Annotated in this window: 19 protein-coding genes and 1 tRNA gene; 10 read left to right on the top strand and 10 right to left on the bottom strand. The window is 66.3% G+C overall.

Translation table 11 applies throughout. From position 1 onward, the window contains the following. Nucleotides 1-71: 71 nt before the first annotated feature. From BV210_RS13210 to BV210_RS13195, 4 genes are all read left to right on the top strand, one after another. Complete coding sequence (locus BV210_RS13210) at nt 72-764, top strand: SDR family NAD(P)-dependent oxidoreductase (RefSeq protein WP_077207097.1); 693 nt, start codon at nt 72-74, stop codon at nt 762-764. Between the two features lie 69 nt (nt 765-833). Beyond that, the gene (locus BV210_RS13205) at nt 834-1,697 is read left to right on the top strand and encodes a ZIP family metal transporter (RefSeq protein WP_077207096.1); all 864 of its coding nucleotides are present in this window, start codon (nt 834-836) and stop codon (nt 1,695-1,697) included. 187 nt (nt 1,698-1,884) lie between these two features. Continuing rightward, the gene (locus BV210_RS13200; RefSeq protein WP_077207095.1) at nt 1,885-2,184 is read left to right on the top strand and encodes a hypothetical protein; all 300 of its coding nucleotides are present in this window, start codon (nt 1,885-1,887) and stop codon (nt 2,182-2,184) included. A gap of 89 nt (nt 2,185-2,273) precedes the next feature. Then, the gene (locus tag BV210_RS13195) at nt 2,274-2,507 is read left to right on the top strand and encodes a hypothetical protein (RefSeq protein ID WP_077207094.1); all 234 of its coding nucleotides are present in this window, start codon (nt 2,274-2,276) and stop codon (nt 2,505-2,507) included. A gap of 18 nt (nt 2,508-2,525) precedes the next feature. Here the strand turns inward: BV210_RS13195 and BV210_RS13190 are convergent, their stop codons facing one another. Next, nucleotides 2,526-2,849, bottom strand: coding sequence for a transcription factor S (locus tag BV210_RS13190; RefSeq protein WP_077207093.1), 324 nt, complete (start codon nt 2,847-2,849; stop codon nt 2,526-2,528). Between the two features lie 53 nt (nt 2,850-2,902). Beyond that, complete coding sequence (locus BV210_RS13185) at nt 2,903-3,913, bottom strand: HAMP domain-containing sensor histidine kinase (RefSeq protein WP_077207092.1); 1,011 nt, start codon at nt 3,911-3,913, stop codon at nt 2,903-2,905. A gap of 130 nt (nt 3,914-4,043) precedes the next feature. On the opposite strand from BV210_RS13185, the gene BV210_RS13180 reads away from it, so the two are divergent. Then, complete coding sequence (locus tag BV210_RS13180; protein WP_077207091.1) at nt 4,044-4,631, top strand: response regulator transcription factor; 588 nt, start codon at nt 4,044-4,046, stop codon at nt 4,629-4,631. On the opposite strand, the gene BV210_RS13175 is transcribed toward BV210_RS13180, so the two are convergent. From BV210_RS13175 to BV210_RS13160, 4 genes are all read right to left on the bottom strand, one after another. Further along, the gene (locus tag BV210_RS13175; RefSeq protein WP_077207090.1) at nt 4,623-5,237 is read right to left on the bottom strand and encodes a hypothetical protein; all 615 of its coding nucleotides are present in this window, start codon (nt 5,235-5,237) and stop codon (nt 4,623-4,625) included. The two genes, BV210_RS13180 and BV210_RS13175, sit on opposite strands and share 9 nt — an antisense overlap. Beyond that, nucleotides 5,230-6,174 (bottom strand): hypothetical protein, encoded by a 945-nt coding sequence (locus tag BV210_RS13170; RefSeq protein ID WP_077207089.1) that lies wholly within the window; start codon nt 6,172-6,174, stop codon nt 5,230-5,232. The genes BV210_RS13175 and BV210_RS13170 overlap by 8 nt, the downstream gene beginning before the upstream one ends. Nucleotides 6,175-6,306: 132 nt before the next feature. Next, nucleotides 6,307-7,143, bottom strand: a complete 837-nt coding sequence (locus BV210_RS13165; RefSeq protein ID WP_077207088.1) for an HTR-like protein — start codon at nt 7,141-7,143, stop codon at nt 6,307-6,309. Nucleotides 7,144-7,206: 63 nt separating this feature from the next. Further along, nucleotides 7,207-8,175 (bottom strand): beta-ribofuranosylaminobenzene 5'-phosphate synthase family protein, encoded by a 969-nt coding sequence (locus BV210_RS13160; protein ID WP_077207087.1) that lies wholly within the window; start codon nt 8,173-8,175, stop codon nt 7,207-7,209. Between the two features lie 125 nt (nt 8,176-8,300). On the opposite strand from BV210_RS13160, the gene ilvD reads away from it, so the two are divergent. Beyond that, complete coding sequence (gene ilvD / locus BV210_RS13155; RefSeq protein ID WP_077207086.1) at nt 8,301-10,046, top strand: dihydroxy-acid dehydratase; 1,746 nt, start codon at nt 8,301-8,303, stop codon at nt 10,044-10,046. A 114-nt stretch (nt 10,047-10,160) separates the two neighbouring features. After that, nucleotides 10,161-10,379 carry a hypothetical protein gene (locus tag BV210_RS13150; protein WP_077207085.1) on the top strand — a complete coding sequence of 73 codons (219 nt, stop codon included), beginning with the start codon at nt 10,161-10,163 and terminating at the stop codon, nt 10,377-10,379. Between the two features lie 24 nt (nt 10,380-10,403). On the opposite strand, the gene BV210_RS13145 is transcribed toward BV210_RS13150, so the two are convergent. Then, nucleotides 10,404-11,441 carry a right-handed parallel beta-helix repeat-containing protein gene (locus tag BV210_RS13145; RefSeq protein WP_077207084.1) on the bottom strand — a complete coding sequence of 346 codons (1,038 nt, stop codon included), beginning with the start codon at nt 11,439-11,441 and terminating at the stop codon, nt 10,404-10,406. A gap of 522 nt (nt 11,442-11,963) precedes the next feature. Between BV210_RS13145 and BV210_RS13140 the strand changes: the two genes are divergently transcribed. From BV210_RS13140 to BV210_RS19935, 3 genes are all read left to right on the top strand, one after another. Next, nucleotides 11,964-12,197: a hypothetical protein gene (locus tag BV210_RS13140; protein ID WP_077207083.1), complete on the top strand. Its 234-nt coding sequence runs from the start codon at nt 11,964-11,966 to the stop codon at nt 12,195-12,197. After that, nucleotides 12,187-12,582: a PIN domain-containing protein gene (locus BV210_RS13135; protein ID WP_077207082.1), complete on the top strand. Its 396-nt coding sequence runs from the start codon at nt 12,187-12,189 to the stop codon at nt 12,580-12,582. Before BV210_RS13140 ends, BV210_RS13135 begins: the two co-directional genes overlap by 11 nt. Nucleotides 12,583-12,657: 75 nt before the next feature. Then, on the top strand, nt 12,658-12,825 hold the full coding sequence (locus BV210_RS19935) for a hypothetical protein (RefSeq protein ID WP_157526013.1): 168 nt from the start codon (nt 12,658-12,660) through the stop codon (nt 12,823-12,825). Between the two features lie 66 nt (nt 12,826-12,891). Here BV210_RS19935 and BV210_RS13130 read toward each other — a convergent pair whose 3' ends face one another. The 3 genes from BV210_RS13130 to BV210_RS13120 all read right to left on the bottom strand — a co-directional run bounded on the left by BV210_RS13130 (nt 12,892) and on the right by BV210_RS13120 (nt 13,901). After that, a complete protein-coding gene (locus BV210_RS13130; RefSeq protein ID WP_077207081.1) occupies nt 12,892-13,284 on the bottom strand; it encodes a PIN domain-containing protein in 393 nt (130 codons plus the stop codon). Next, complete coding sequence (locus BV210_RS13125; RefSeq protein ID WP_077207080.1) at nt 13,281-13,484, bottom strand: antitoxin VapB family protein; 204 nt, start codon at nt 13,482-13,484, stop codon at nt 13,281-13,283. The genes BV210_RS13130 and BV210_RS13125 overlap by 4 nt, the downstream gene beginning before the upstream one ends. A gap of 346 nt (nt 13,485-13,830) precedes the next feature. Next, nucleotides 13,831-13,901: transfer RNA gene (locus BV210_RS13120), tRNA-Pro, on the bottom strand. Nucleotides 13,902-13,943 lie beyond the last annotated feature (42 nt).

The following is a 13,943-nucleotide window of genomic DNA, read 5'->3' as shown; positions in this document are numbered from 1 at the left end:
GGGGCTGACCAGTTGGGTGCGGGAACCGGGCACACGAAACGGGGATGTGGGTTCCGACCCATGGGGATAGCATGAACGAGGACACGGCCGTCGTCACCGGCGCGAGCAGGGGTATCGGTGCCGCAATCGTCCGGGAGTTCGCCGCCGCGGGCGCACACGTCGTCGCCTGTGCACGCGAGACCGACGAGTTCGCCGCCCTCGAGGAGGCGGTCGAATCGGCCGACGGGACCGTGACGACCCAGCGGGCGGACGTGCGCGACGAGTTCGACGTGGAGCGGTTGCTGGAGACCGCAGCCCGCGAAGGCGGCGAGATCGACACCGTCGTCGCCAACGCCGGCATCTACCACGGCTCACCGGGCGGGACGCCGCTCGCGTCGGAGTCCTACGCGGCTTTCGACGACCACGTGCGGACGAACGGCCGGGGGACCTTCGCCACGATCCGCGAGTCGCTCCCACATCTGGCAGCCGACGCGCGCGTACTCGTCACCTCGGGGGGTGTCGCCCGGGAGGCCGAACCCGGATACGGTTCCTACGCCGTCTCGAAGGCGACCGCCGAGGCCGTCGCCCGCGGGTTCGCGGCGGACATCGACCAACCAGTGGGAATCGTCGACCCCGGCGTGGTCGCGACCGATCTGACCGAGGGCCGTGGCCGCGACCCCGAGGAGGTCGCCCCGATGTTCCGCTGGGCGGCGACCGACGTCCCCGCCGAGGACCTCGACGGCGGCGTCCTCGACCTGGACGACTGGAAGCGCGCGACCCGCTGACGGCGTCGCTGTCCCGGTCAGCCCCCGGATCGGAGGTTTTATTGTTATCATCGCTAGTTCTATAGCCACATGTCTAATAACACTGGTCCCAAAATTATTAACTCCGGGACGCGCCCGTCGCTGGTGGGCCTGGCCGGCGTAGGTGTGCTGGTGGCGCTCTCCGGACTGGCGGTGCTCGCGGGGCTGTGGAAGGTGCTGGTGATCTCGTGGGTCGCGTTCGCGGCGATGGCGGGGTCGATCCCGCTGGGCGTCCGGGCGGCCGAGACCGGCGGCGCACGGCGGTTGGTCTGGGGCTACGGCCTCGCCAGCGGCGCGATGATCACGAGCGCGGCTGTCTTTCTGGTGCCCCAGGCGATGAGTTTCGACCCGCGGATCGGCGGTTTCGGTATCGCTGCCGGCATCCTCGTCGGCTTCGGCTCGCACGTCCTCGGCCACCGGCTCTCACACCTCAACGCGACGTTCGACGACACGGCGGTCCAGCTATCGGCCCACGCGCTCTCGGCCGGCGCGATCATCGGTCTGGTGTACGCGGCGATGCCGGAACTGGGCCTCCTGCTCGGGTTGTCCATCGTCTCGCACAAGGGACCGGCCGGCTACGCCGCGGCGCGCCGACTGGCCGCCGACGGTCGGTCGGCCTCGGTCATCCTGCTCCCCGCGGCGGGCGTCGGCGTCACGGGCATTCCGACCGCTCTGCTCTCCCTGCCAGCCATTCCAGCACTCAACGCAGCCGTCTTCGGCTTCGCCGCCGGCGTCTTCCTCCACGTCGCCATGGACTTTCTCCCCCGCTGTGAGATCGGCGGCGAGGTCGGCGAGGTCGCACAGGTCTCCGATCACGCCCACGAACTGCTCGATCGCCTCCGGATCCACGCCGTCCTCAGTACCTCGCTGGGCGGGCTCGCCGTCTTTCTCGCCTGGATCGCCATCGGCCCCTGATCGGACGACCGCCCGACTATCCGCGTTCGTCACGGTCGGATTTTCGGATCTTCGAATTTCACACGAGCGAGTCCAACGTCCGTAGCCGTACATGGGAGAATATAAGGACAATATATCTATTCTGGAGTGTATTGCTGTACATTCAGGGCAAGATTTTTACTATACCAGGACACTCGTTGAGGTAAGCATGGTAGAATGCGACAGCTGTGAAGACGACGTACTGCACGTCTGGAGACACCGCGCGATCACCGAGACCGTCACCCATCGGGACCAGCGCTGGGTCTGTGCGGACTGTCACCCGAAACTGGCGAGTACGCTCCGGACCGACACGACCACCGAAACGACGGAGGAAACGGACGCGACCACCGACGAGAAGGTCGTCGTCACCGACGGTGGGCAGTTCGCCTGTCCCTCCTGTGGGGGCGAGACGGTCAACGGGCAGGGCGTGTTCGGCTGTCCGACCTGTCACTGGACGGGTGTGAAGTGAGGGGTGAGCGGTGAAGCTCGGGGGCTGGGCCGGTGGCACGTCGAACCGTCACCACGCTTATCTGTCGGGCGGGAGTCGCCCGAGAGGTAATGGGAATTCTCGATTCGGTCGGTGGACTCGTCGGTAGTATCATCGCATCGCTGGTGTTGCTCGTGTTCGCGATCCTCAGTTTCTTCGTGACGGTGTTCATCGTGCGGGCGGGGGCCGGCTTAGCCGGCTACTCGCCGAGCGGCGACTTCGTCGTTCTCGCGGCCGCGATCCTGGCCGGTGCGGCGATCGTGGGCGGTGCCTCGCCGCTGGCCGCCCTCGGTGACGAGTCGTAAAATTGGCTACTCGGGCGCTCAGTTGTACTCGCGCCAGCGATTCCCGCAGTCCTGACACTTGAAGAACCGAGTCGGCGGTTCGTCGGCCGAGCCGGTCTGTTTGATCGTGTACCATGCCTTGCCGTGGCCACACTCCTCGCAGGTCACGTCGTCGGCGGTGGGTTTGCCCTCGAAGCTGTCGCCCTCCTCGGTCTCGATCAGTTCGTCGCCGCTCTGTTCCTCCGTCGAGACGAACTTCTCTGCGGCGGCCTCGTCTTTTACCTGTTCGGCGCCACAGGACGAACAGACCATCACGTCGCCGTCGGCGTGCATCATGGACCCGCAGTCGTCACAGAATTGCATGTTCGGAGTTGCCCAAACTCGGCCCCGACTCACACTTGGCTCTTTCGACTGGTTCAGAGCGGTTGCAGCGACTCGACGCCCTCGATTTCGAACCGCGCACCTCCCGCATCGCTCTCGGTGGCCGAGACCGTCCAGCCGTGGGCGTCGACGACGCGTTCGACGATGGCGAGGCCGAGACCGGTGCCGTCCTGATCGGTCGTGACGCCGGGCTCGAACACCTCCTCGCGATCACTCTCGGGGATGCCGGGGCCGTCGTCTTCGACGAAGAATCCGGTGCCGTCGGCGTTGCCGAGCGCGCCGATCCTGATCGACGCGTCGGCCGACCCGTGTTCCACGCTGTTGCGAAAGAGGTTCGCCAGCGCCTGCTGGAGGCGGTCGGGATCGGTCCGGAGGGTCGCGCTTCCGTTCTCGACGGTCAGTGTGGCTTCGTCGCCGTCGACGGTCTCCCAGGCGGCTGTTCCGACGGATTCGAGCGTCGTCCGCTCCCGGTCGTCGATGACCCGACCCTCGCGGGCGAGTTCGAGGACGTCCTCGATCAGGGTACGCATCCGGGCCAGTGCGTCCGCGACGCGGTCGAAGTCCGTGTCGTCGCCGCTCTCGCGGGCCGCGTCGAGGTAGGTTTCGGCGACCTCCAGTGGGTTCCGGAGATCGTGGGAGACGACGCTGGCGAAGGTCTCCAGACGCTCGTTGCGCTCTTCGAGGCGGTCGAGCTCGGCCTGAAGGTCTCGCTCGTCGTGGCCGTCGCCGAGTGCGGTGTAAAGGAGGTAGCCGCCGTCCTCGGTCGGGACGTTGCGCAGTCGGAAGCGCCGCTCTCCCCCGGTCGTATCACAGACGGTCTCGCGGTCGAGGGGATCGCCCGACTGGATCGCGTCCGCGACCGCCGGGAGGGCGTCCTCGGCGGCCAGCGTCGCCCGCAGAGATACTTCGGCCCCGTCGGCGGCGAAGGTCTGCCGGAACGCGGGGTTGATCGCCTCGACGACGATGCCCTCGGCCCCGTTGCCGTACTGCACCACGGGGTCGGGATGGGCGTCGAGCAGGTCGTCGGCTTCGTCCCCCTCGTTCATACCTGTCGGTCCGGAATTCGGCCACGGCCTTAGAGTAGGTGTGGGCCGTTACGAACAGTGAGTCGGCGGCTCGTGTTCCGAAACCGCAAAAAGGTATATCAGCGCGCCTCCGATACGATTCACAGCGACAGTGTCTCCCGAGTCAAGTACCGCGCCGAACGTTCTCGTCGTCGACGACGAAGAAGACGTCGCGGAGGCCTACGCGCTGAAGCTCCGGGACGACTACGACACGGAACTGGCGTTCGGCGGCGAGGCGGCCCTCGAGAAGGCCGACGCGACGACCGACGCCATGCTACTGGACCGCCGGATGCCCGACATCCACGGCGACGAGGTCCTCGCGGAGCTTCGCGACCGCGGCTTCGACTTCCCGATCATCATGGTGACCGCGGTCGATCCCGACCTCAACATCCTGGAGATGGACTTCGACGACTACCTCTGCAAACCGGTCGACAGGGAGACGCTCCGGACCACGCTCGACCAGCACGTCGACCGCAGCGGAACCGACCCGAAACTGGAGGAGTTTTTCAGCCTGCTCTCGAAGCTCTCCGTCCTGGAGTCGGAACTCCAGCCGAGCGAACTCGAAGATCACGAAGAGTTCCAGCGACTCAAGCGCCAGGCCGTGACCCGCAGCGAGGAGCTCAGGGAGTCGATGGACGACTTCGAGGAGATAGTCGAAACTCACCGGTCGGTCGACCGGGGAACACGCTCGTCACTCTGACTCGTCACCGAGTCCGACGCCGCCCCCCTCCAGCGCGCGCTGTTCGGCGACGACCGGACAGTTCAGCAGCCGCACCGTCTCCGTGTCCAGAAACTCGACGATCGCCGCCCCCTCGTAGGTACACTCGATCTCGGGCGGCGGACTGAAGTGTTCACACCCCTCACAGAACCGGTGTTTCGACACCTCCGAGTAGGTCCGTTCCTCGGTGTCGGGACCACCGCTCTCCAGGTCCTCCCAGACGGCGTCGGGGTCGATCTCGTCGACGCCGGCCGACTCGAAGGCGTCGAAGGGGTCGTCCCCCTCGTCCCGCCGGGGTGTCGAGAACTCCGCGAAAGGGTCGTCGGTCGGTTCCGTCGAGCCGTCACCGCCCGCTTCGTCGGGCGTCGGTGAGTCGACTTCGGCGGCTCCGTCGGCGTCGGGTGCGTCGGCGTGGTCGAAGGGGTCGTCCGGGAGGTGGCCCGGCGGGGTGTCGGTGGGAGTGTCGTCCACGGCGGCTTCGTCCACGCCAGCATCGCCGTCGTCGGGCCCGTCCAGCTCCTCGAAGGGGTCGTCGCTCTCGTCGGGCGCCTCGAAGGCGTCGAAGGGGTCGTCCTCGTCCTCAGCCATCGCTTTCCTCCGGAGCCTCGATGCCCTGGGCCTTGACGAGTTTCGGACTGCCGAAGAAGCCGTCCTTGGGTTCGACGTCGGTGACGACGGCCTCGCAGTGTGGGCACTCGGGATCGGTCAGCAGTCCGATCTGGACCCCCTCGCCACAGACCGAACACTTCGCGCGGTCCACGTCGAGTTCGGCGGCACGGCGTTTGATCGCCTCGACGGAAGTCGCCCGTTTCGAGCCCATTCGGGTGTCGTCCCGTAGATCACGGACGACGTGAGCCACCGTCCGAACTTTCTCTTCGAGGTCGCCGACGGTCTCGTCGAGGTCGTCGAGTCGGGCCGCGTTGTCGTCGGTGCGATCCTCGATCTGGGCCCGGAGCGCCTCGACGTCGTCTTCGACCGTCTCGATTTCCCCGGCGAGTCCGTCGATCCTGTCGGCCAGGTCGGGGTGATCGTGGTCGGCCGGTGCCTTCGCGTCGGCCTCCTGTTTGACCTGGATGACGCGCTGGCGCACGTCCTGGACCTTCTCCATGAAGTCGTCCTCGACCGCGTCGATCCGGTCGTCGACTCGACCGCCGACCTGTTCGGTGGCGCGGTCGGCCGCGGACTGTGAGAGCTCTGTGAGTCGGTCTTCGAGGGCGTCCTGGAGGTGTCGTTCGACGGCCTCCTGGACCTGATCCTCGACCGCCAGCTGCTCGGCGACGGTCTGGGCGATGCCGGGAATTCGGTCCGTGAGAACGTCGTCGACGGCGGCTTCCACGTCGACGATCTCGGCCAGCGCTTCGGGATTCTCGGCGTCGAGGTCGTCGGTGGCGCGGTGAGCGGCGAGCAACTGGGCGAGGACGGTCTCGCGGTCGGTGCCGCGCTCGGTGGCCTGCTCGTCGACCCAGGCTGCCAACTCCGGCGGGAGCGACACCGTCACCGGCTCGTCTGTCGACTCACTGGCCATTCACTCGCTGTTGGCCCCTTCGCCAGTTAAGCGTTTGCCACATTTTATCAACTCGTATAACAACGGATGGGCGGGAAATCGGAACGCTCGCGCCGGAAATCGAGGTCGAGCAGGAGAATGCGACCGAAGGTGTCAACGGATCTTCCGGACGTCGCTGATGTCGAAGCCGGCGTCGCCGATCTCGGTCTCGAAGCGGATGATGTTCTCGTCCTCGATCCGCGAGAGGACGCCACGGAACTTCTTGAACACCAAGGTCCGGGCGCGTTCGGAGCCGCCCTGTTCCCACTCGAAGGTCATCGTCCCGTTGGCGGCGTCGACGAGCTGGCCGTGCTGTTCGGGCGTGACCGTCTCGTGGTTGACGTGGACGAGGATCAGCCCGTTCCAGGAGTGAGCGGCCTTCTGGAGCCCCTTGACGAGGTAGACGATGTCCGACCAGTCCCGGCCCTCACCGACGGCGCTGATCAGGTCCGACAGCGAATCCAGCACGACCAGATTGCCCTGCGCGTGTTCGTTGAGGTACGCCCCGAGGGCAGTGAAGAGGTCCTCGCGGTCGTGGCGGCCGGCCATGTCCCGGATGTGGCCGGTCTCCTCTGCATACCAGTCCCGCGGGACGCTGCTCTTGTGGAAGTACGACTCGGCCATGTCGACGAACTCGACGGCCTCGAACCCCGACTCGACGATCTCGGTGTCCATCGTGCGATTCATCTCCCGGTAGAGCTGGTCGCTGTCGGCGGTGAAGGAGATGTAGTGGATTCCGTCGGTCACGCTCGCGCCGGTCGCGATGTCGCCGTAGTAGAGGTCGTGGAGTTCCGGATCCGCGTTGGCGAGCCCGTTGATGATCGCGCTCGTGTACATGAACTCCCGGGAGCCGGCCCCCGCTTCGCCCGAGAGCAGGACGACGCTACCCGGCGGTGTCCCCCCGTCGATGATCGTATCCAACTGTCGGATACCGAAGGGGATGCGGTCCATGCCCCCAACGAGTGGGCGGGCCCGTTTACTACTTGCGGCGTGTTCGACCGTCGAAACGCGGAATCAGGCGTCGATCTCGAGCCCGCAATTGGCGGGGGCGGTCACGACGATCCGGCCGTCGACGCCGACGGCGTCGAGGGCGTCCCGGGCGGCCGACCGGGCGTCCTCGGCCATCCCGGCGTCGGTCAGCGCGTAGACCGCCGGGCCCCACGAGGACTGGCCGGTGCCGGTAACCGCGGGACACCCGGAGAGTTCGTCGACGATCCGGCCCGCGGGCGGGCGGTAGACGCCGCCCTGCTCGTCGGCGTACCAGGCCCCGTTGAGCCGGCCGAGTTTGGCGACGCCTGCGCCGAACGTCGTCCGGTCGCCCTCGGCGGCGGCGGGGAGGACCCGCCGGAGGAGGACGCCGCCGATCTCGTCGGCGATACCCGGATCGGCGCGTTCGACGACGGTGCGCATACTCTCGTCTTCGGCGTCGCCGCTTCGGCCCGGATCGGTGTCGGGGACGACGACGACGAACCGCCAGTCGGTCGGGAGTTCGTGGTGGGCGGTCACCGGCGGCACCGTCCACGCGCCGTCGGCGGGCGGCGCGGCCGTGAACAGTTCTGTCGGGTGGCCGCCGTCGACGACGAAGCCACCGCGCTCTGCGACCGCGACGCCGACGCCGCTGCGGCCGCCACGGCCCAGCGCCGGGGCGCGCTCGCGGAGTCGCGGCTCGCGGTCGTGGGCGGCCGCGACCGCCGCGAGCGTCGCCATCGCGAGTTGCGTGCCGCTCCCCAGACCGACGTGGCGGGGCAGCCGCTCCACGACGGTCAGGTCGACGCCGGCCACGTCGAGCAGGTCGACCGCCGTTCGGGTGTGGGCGGCCACGGCCCCGTCGTCGCAGTGGACGCCCTCTGCGGGTTCGGCCTCGATCACGACCCGCGGTTCGTCGAGGGCGACGCCGACGCCCCCGTAGAGGCGTTCGCGGGCCAAAGAGAGGTTCTGGAAGCCGAAGTGCAGGCGCGCTCCGGCGGCGACGCGAACGGACATGGAGCGAGATATTCACTCGGCCGGCATGGCAGTTGCGGGTTCCGGCCGAACCGGTTCGGGGACGAAACGACCATCCGGTCCCGGAATCCGGGAAGTTAAAGCGCCAGGGTGGCAATCCTACGGCCATGAGCCAGCAACCGCAGGAACCCGACGCCGAGCGGACAGGGTCGGGCAAGCCCGACGACCTCCCGAGCAAGGAAGTCACCGAGGGCCGAGACAAGGCACCCCACCGCGCGATGTTCCGCGCGATGGGCTACGACGACGAGGACCTCTCCTCGCCCATGGTCGGCGTCGCCAACCCCGCCGCCGACATCACGCCCTGTAACGTCCATCTGGACGACGTGGCGAACTCCGCCTACGAAGGTATCGACGAGGGCGAGGGGATGCCCATCGAGTTCGGTACCATCACGATCTCCGACGCCATCTCGATGGGGACCGAGGGGATGAAGGCCTCCCTCATCAGCCGAGAGGTCATCGCCGACTCCGTGGAGCTCGTCGCCTTCGGCGAGCGCATGGACGGCCTCGTGACGATCGGCGGCTGTGACAAGAACATGCCCGGGATGATGATGGCCTCGATCCGGACGGATCTCCCCTCCGTGTTCCTCTACGGTGGGTCGATCATGCCCGGCGAGCACGACGGCCGCGAAGTCACCATCCAGAACGTCTTCGAGGGTGTCGGTGCGGTCGCCGACGGCGAGATGAGCGAGGACGAACTCGACGATCTCGAACGCAACGCCTGCCCCGGCGCAGGGTCCTGCGGCGGGATGTTCACCGCCAACACGATGGCCTCCATCTCGGAAGCATTGGGCTTCGCACCGCTTGGCTCGGCCTCACCGCCCGCCGAGGACGAGAGCCGCTACGAGGTGGCCCGCGAGGCCGGCGAACTCGCCGTCGAGGTCGTCCGGGAGCGGCGCAAGCCCTCCGACTTCCTCACGCGTGAGTCCTTCGAGAACGCCATCGCGCTGCAGGTCGCGGTCGGCGGGTCGACGAACGCCGTCCTCCACCTGCTGGCGATGGCCGCCGAGGCCGGCGTCGAGCTCGACATCGAGGACTTCAACCGCATCAGCGCCCGCACGCCCAAGATCGCGGACCTCCAGCCCGGCGGCGAGCGGGTGATGAACGACCTCCACGAGGTCGGCGGCGTGCCGGTCGTCCTCCGTGAACTGCTCGACGCCGACCTGCTCCACGGCGACGCCCTGACCGTGACCGGCGAGACCATGGCGGAGGCCATCGAGGCCTACGACCCGCCGGAGATTTCGGATCTGGACGCCGACTTCCTCGAAACCGTGGACGACCCGATCCACGAGCGCGGGGCCATCCGCATCCTGACGGGGAACCTCGCCCCGGGCGGCGCGGTCATCAAGATCACCGGCGAGGACCACCTCCACCACGAGGGGCCCGTCCGGATCTTCGAGGACGAGGAAAACGCCATGCAGTACGTCCAGGAGGGCAACGTCGAGAGCGGCGACGTGATCGGCATCCGCAACGAGGGGCCCCGCGGCGGCCCCGGGATGCGGGAGATGCTGGGCGTCACCTCCGCCGTCGCGGGACAGGGCCACGCCGAGGACGTGGCGCTCTTTACGGACGGCCGCTTCTCCGGCGCGACCCGTGGCTTCTCCATCGGCCACGTCGCACCCGAGGCCTACGTCGGCGGCCCCATCGCTGCGCTTGAGGACGGCGACACGATCACCATCGACATCGACGACCTCGAACTGTCGGTGGACCTCTCCGAGGCGGAGATCGAGCGCCGCCTCGACGAGCGGGACCTGCCCGAACCCAACTACACGAACGGTGTGCTGGCGAAGTACGGCGAGATGTTCGACTCGGCGGCCAACGGCGCAGTGACGAATCCCGGCGCGAAGCAGGACTGACGTCCGCGCGACCGCGGTTCTCGCCGCGAGCCGACGGCTCGTGTGAAATTGACAACCCGTGAAATAGTCCTCCAATCAGATATAAGTGTATGGATAATCCATGCCCGGATTGCCATGGACGAAATCATCGAAGTAGCCGAGGTGGCAGCCGACTTTGGGTTAGAAGGCGCGATGGCCTGGATCGTCCGCATCATCGGGCTGCTGGTGCTACTCGCGGGGGCGGGGATGTGGCTCGTCGCCGATATGTCGTTGCTCGTCCTGCCGGCGGCTCTGATGGTCGTCGGGCTCGTCCTGCTCGTCGCACCCAGTATCTTCCTCCTGTTTCTCGAGTAGGGCGAATAGTCCTGTGACAGGTCGTCAGTTCAGCCGGATCGTCACGTTGCCGCTGTCGGTCGCGGTGTAGAACCCGGCGGCGTTCCGACCGGTCGTCACGTCCACCAGCAGCGCGTCGGATACGCCGTCGAAGTCCAGTCCCCACCCCTCGTTGTCGGTGACGACCAGCGTTGTCGCCCGCACGTCGGCGGCATCCCGGAGGGCGAGCCCGCTCTCACCGTTGTCGGTCGCCGTCGCGTTCCGGAGGCTGGCGTTGTTCGCGGGACCGAGTCGCAGGCCGGCACCGCCGTTGGCCCGAGCGGTGGTGTCCAGCAGTCGGCTGTCGTCGAATCCGTTGCTGGCCCGCAGGCCGTCCTGGGCGTTCTCCCGGACCGTCGTGTTCCGGAGTGTGGACGCCGTTACGTCACCCATCACGACGCCCCAGGTGTTGTTCGTGGCGCGGGTGTCTGCCAGCGAGAGGGTCCGGACGTCGGCCGCAACGACCCCGATCTCGTTGTTCCGGAGCGTGGTCCCGGTGACGCGGTCGGCGTCCGCACCGGGCCGGAGGGCGACCCCCCAGCGCTCGTTGTCGACCGCGCGGTTGTCGATCAACTCGACGGTGTCGCTCGCGGCCTGGAACCGGAGTTCCGGGTCGATCACGATACCGTCCCGGTTGGCCGCGGCCGTGACGTTCCGGACGGAGCCGGTCGCCACGCCACCGCGGTACGTGAGACCGATCTTCCACCCCCTCGTCGTGAGATTCGAGACGGTGACGTTCGTCAGCGTATCGTTGCCTGTGGGTTCGACCAGCACGCCGACGGCGTCGGAGTCGTTGCCGACGACGGCGTTGGCCTGGCCGTCGAGCGCCACGTCGCTGGCGGTGATCCTGAGGCAGGGAGTGGAGCCATTCCCCGAGAGGGTTCCGGCGAGTCGGTACTCCCCGGGTTCGGTGATCGACCGACAGGTATCGACCGGCGTCGCCTGTGCGGCAGTGCTGGCGGGGAGAACGGCGAGTGCCAGTAGCGTAATCGTGACCACCGCCACCACGTGTCCTGCGGAGAGCCGTCCGAATCGGCGCATCATGCCCATCGTAACGGTCGCTCGGGTGTTAGTTACGGACGGCGTGTCTGGGAGTAAGGTCGGCTTGTCCGGGTCGACGTATCGAGCGAGTCACCGCCGAGCGCTCACAGCCGGATCAGGGTGAGGTCGATCTCGACGTCCCTGTTCGCCTTCGCGATGGCGACCAGTACCGTCCCGACCAGCAGGACGACCGTCCCCGCGAGGAGATAGGCGACGAGCATCATCGACCTACCCCCCGGTGCCGGTACTCGTCGCGCTGTGCCCTCCGTGACCCGTCGGGGCCGCTTGAATTTCGGGACATGGCTCTCTTGGTGTGTCCGTCGGCAGGTGCGGACTGGGCGAGACGCCGCGACGGCGTCCCCCATATCGACCGACGGCGGGCATCTAAAAGGGCTTACTGGGGGTGTTTCCGGATTTTCCGGGATGTGATTGGCTAGCACTCGATCGGGCGTCCTCCCGGGTCTCGGTCACGCCGTCGTGACCCCCGCAATTTTCTTGAGGCTTTGCCGTGTATTCGAATACACAATGAAGACGGTCAGGGTCGACGAGTGGTTTCACGACTACCTCAAGACGGAGAAGGAAGATAGCGAGACGATGGGCGAGGCACTCGTCCGACTAACCGGCGCGCCGGCACCCGATCCCGACCTCGTCGCTGGGGTAATCTCGGCAGAAAAAGGCGAAGAGATGAAAGATCGGATCGCGGAGATGGATCGGTCGAGCGCGCGAGACGTTCGGGAGCGGATGGTCGATGATTCTTGATACCAACTATCTCATCGACCTGTTTAGTGGGGACGAAGCCGCCCACAGGAAGGCTCGGGAACTGAAAGCTGAGCACGAAATTCAGCGGATCCCGACCCCAGTGTTGGCAGAGTTGGAATACGGTGCTGAATTCGCTCTCGACCACGAGGAGCTGCGGTGCATCGAGAACCTGAGCCGCATGTATTCGGTTACGGAACTCGACGCGGAGATGGCGAAACGGGCGGGGCGGCTATTCGCACAGGCCGATCCAACCGAGGGTGGAGACTCCGGAGCCGATATGGTCGATGCGATGGTGGCCGCACTCGCCGATATCACCGGTGAGGCCGTCGTGACAGACAACACGACGGATTTCCAGCAACTCGGTGTACCTGTCGAAACGTTCTGATCGAGTCGAAAAAACGTTCGACTCACTGGTACCGTTCCAGAAACAGTTACCAGAGTGTAATTTCAGTTAGTGAGTGTGACGACTGATGATGCTCCATCTCCGTTCGCGGTTCTGTTCGTGCTCCTCGTCAGTATGATTGGCGGCGGTGCTCTGTTTGGAATGGCAGGCGCAATGCTCGGAACTGTAGTGGGGATAGCTCTATTTTTTATCACACATCGAGAGATAGAGGAGCACGACGACTGATTCCAGAGAGGCGATCGCTCTCGTCGTACACCCAGTCGTATTTCCCGCCACGTGAAAACGAGCGGGTCACCTATCGCGCAGGTTCGTGACGTCCAGCAGGCCGGTCAGGTGGTCGGTCTCGAAGTCGGCGTCGGCGACGACGAGTTCGTCTCCCGTCGAGCGGGCGGTCGCGGCGATCAGGGCGTCTGGCGTGGTCAGCCGGTGACCGTCGTTCATCAGTTCGTCCTGAATCCGGAGAGCTTCGAGGGCGATGTTCTCGGAGAGGTCGAGTGCCTGCACACCACCGAAATCTTCCCGGAGTCCGGTCACGTCAGTCTCGCCCGAGCCGAGTCGCCCGTCGATAACCTCGTAGACACAGATGGTGGAGGTGAAGAACGGTTCTCGGCCGTCGAGGTACTCGACCACGTGATCGACGTCCCGCAGGTAGTCGATGATAGCCGACGAATCCAGAAACGTCATCGGCGGTCGTCCCACTGCTCGCGCGATTCGCGGATCCGCTCCTTGGCGCGTTCACCCTCTTGGTCCGACCACGCACCGGCTCTGATCGGCTCTTCCTCGCTGGCGATCCGGTGCAGGAGTTCGTCGAACGTCTCGTCGTCCCGCTTCAACCGCTCCAGCAGGGCCTTCGTCTCGTCCGACACGCGGATGCTCGTGCTCATACACGAGCGTATGCAAGCTGTATACAAACGTCTTGTGCCGCTCTTAGCCACTCGACTCTTTCGTATTTCCGACGCCGAATCCCGTGTTTTGGGGCCGAAGAACGTTCTATGCACAAGCATCCGCGCGAACGAAGTGAGCGCGGTTCACCGGCCGCGAGCATCGCTCGCGGCCGGCAGTTTTTCCCCAAGTTTTTACGAGGAGCGGTAGCGGCGAAGCCGCTACCCGACGAAGTAAAAAGTGGGAGTGGGACTACCGGAAGACTCACTCCGTTCGTCTTCCGTCGTCCCACGTTTCACGCTCGCGACGCTCGGTCGCTCCGCTCCATCGCTTGCGTCGCGTGAAAAGTGGGACCGCCGAGATTCGAACTCAGGTCCGACGCACCCCATGCGCCGAGGATACCGCTACCCCACGGTCCCGCACTCGGGAAGAGGAGGGTCCCCGGATTAAGGGTGTCGTTT

Source organism: Halorientalis sp. IM1011 (assembly GCF_001989615.1).
Taxonomy (GTDB): Archaea; Halobacteriota; Halobacteria; order Halobacteriales; family Haloarculaceae; genus Halorientalis.
Note: the sequence above shows the minus strand (reverse complement) of the source record. Positions and strands in the feature narration are given on the sequence as shown.

Bases quoted from the DNA above. Each gene is read 5' to 3' on its own strand.
- BV210_RS13170 (WP_077207089.1), bottom strand. From the start codon at position 6,174: ATGGCCAGTGAGTCGACAGACGAGCCGGTGACGGTGTCGCTCCCGCCG.
- BV210_RS13125 (WP_077207080.1), bottom strand. From the start codon at position 13,484: ATGAGCACGAGCATCCGCGTGTCGGACGAGACGAAGGCCCTGCTGGAG.
- ilvD (WP_077207086.1), top strand. From the start codon at position 8,301: ATGAGCCAGCAACCGCAGGAACCCGACGCCGAGCGGACAGGGTCGGGC.
- BV210_RS13160 (WP_077207087.1), bottom strand. From the start codon at position 8,175: ATGTCCGTTCGCGTCGCCGCCGGAGCGCGCCTGCACTTCGGCTTCCAG.
- BV210_RS13190 (WP_077207093.1), bottom strand. From the start codon at position 2,849: ATGCAATTCTGTGACGACTGCGGGTCCATGATGCACGCCGACGGCGAC.
- BV210_RS13210 (WP_077207097.1), top strand. From the start codon at position 72: ATGAACGAGGACACGGCCGTCGTCACCGGCGCGAGCAGGGGTATCGGT.
- BV210_RS13140 (WP_077207083.1), top strand. From the start codon at position 11,964: ATGAAGACGGTCAGGGTCGACGAGTGGTTTCACGACTACCTCAAGACG.
- BV210_RS13130 (WP_077207081.1), bottom strand. From the start codon at position 13,284: ATGACGTTTCTGGATTCGTCGGCTATCATCGACTACCTGCGGGACGTC.
- BV210_RS13135 (WP_077207082.1), top strand. From the start codon at position 12,187: ATGATTCTTGATACCAACTATCTCATCGACCTGTTTAGTGGGGACGAA.
- BV210_RS13165 (WP_077207088.1), bottom strand. From the start codon at position 7,143: ATGGACCGCATCCCCTTCGGTATCCGACAGTTGGATACGATCATCGAC.
- BV210_RS13185 (WP_077207092.1), bottom strand. From the start codon at position 3,913: ATGAACGAGGGGGACGAAGCCGACGACCTGCTCGACGCCCATCCCGAC.
- BV210_RS13150 (WP_077207085.1), top strand. From the start codon at position 10,161: ATGGACGAAATCATCGAAGTAGCCGAGGTGGCAGCCGACTTTGGGTTA.
- BV210_RS13205 (WP_077207096.1), top strand. From the start codon at position 834: ATGTCTAATAACACTGGTCCCAAAATTATTAACTCCGGGACGCGCCCG.
- BV210_RS13195 (WP_077207094.1), top strand. From the start codon at position 2,274: ATGGGAATTCTCGATTCGGTCGGTGGACTCGTCGGTAGTATCATCGCA.
- BV210_RS13175 (WP_077207090.1), bottom strand. From the start codon at position 5,237: ATGGCTGAGGACGAGGACGACCCCTTCGACGCCTTCGAGGCGCCCGAC.
- BV210_RS13200 (WP_077207095.1), top strand. From the start codon at position 1,885: ATGGTAGAATGCGACAGCTGTGAAGACGACGTACTGCACGTCTGGAGA.
- BV210_RS13145 (WP_077207084.1), bottom strand. From the start codon at position 11,441: ATGATGCGCCGATTCGGACGGCTCTCCGCAGGACACGTGGTGGCGGTG.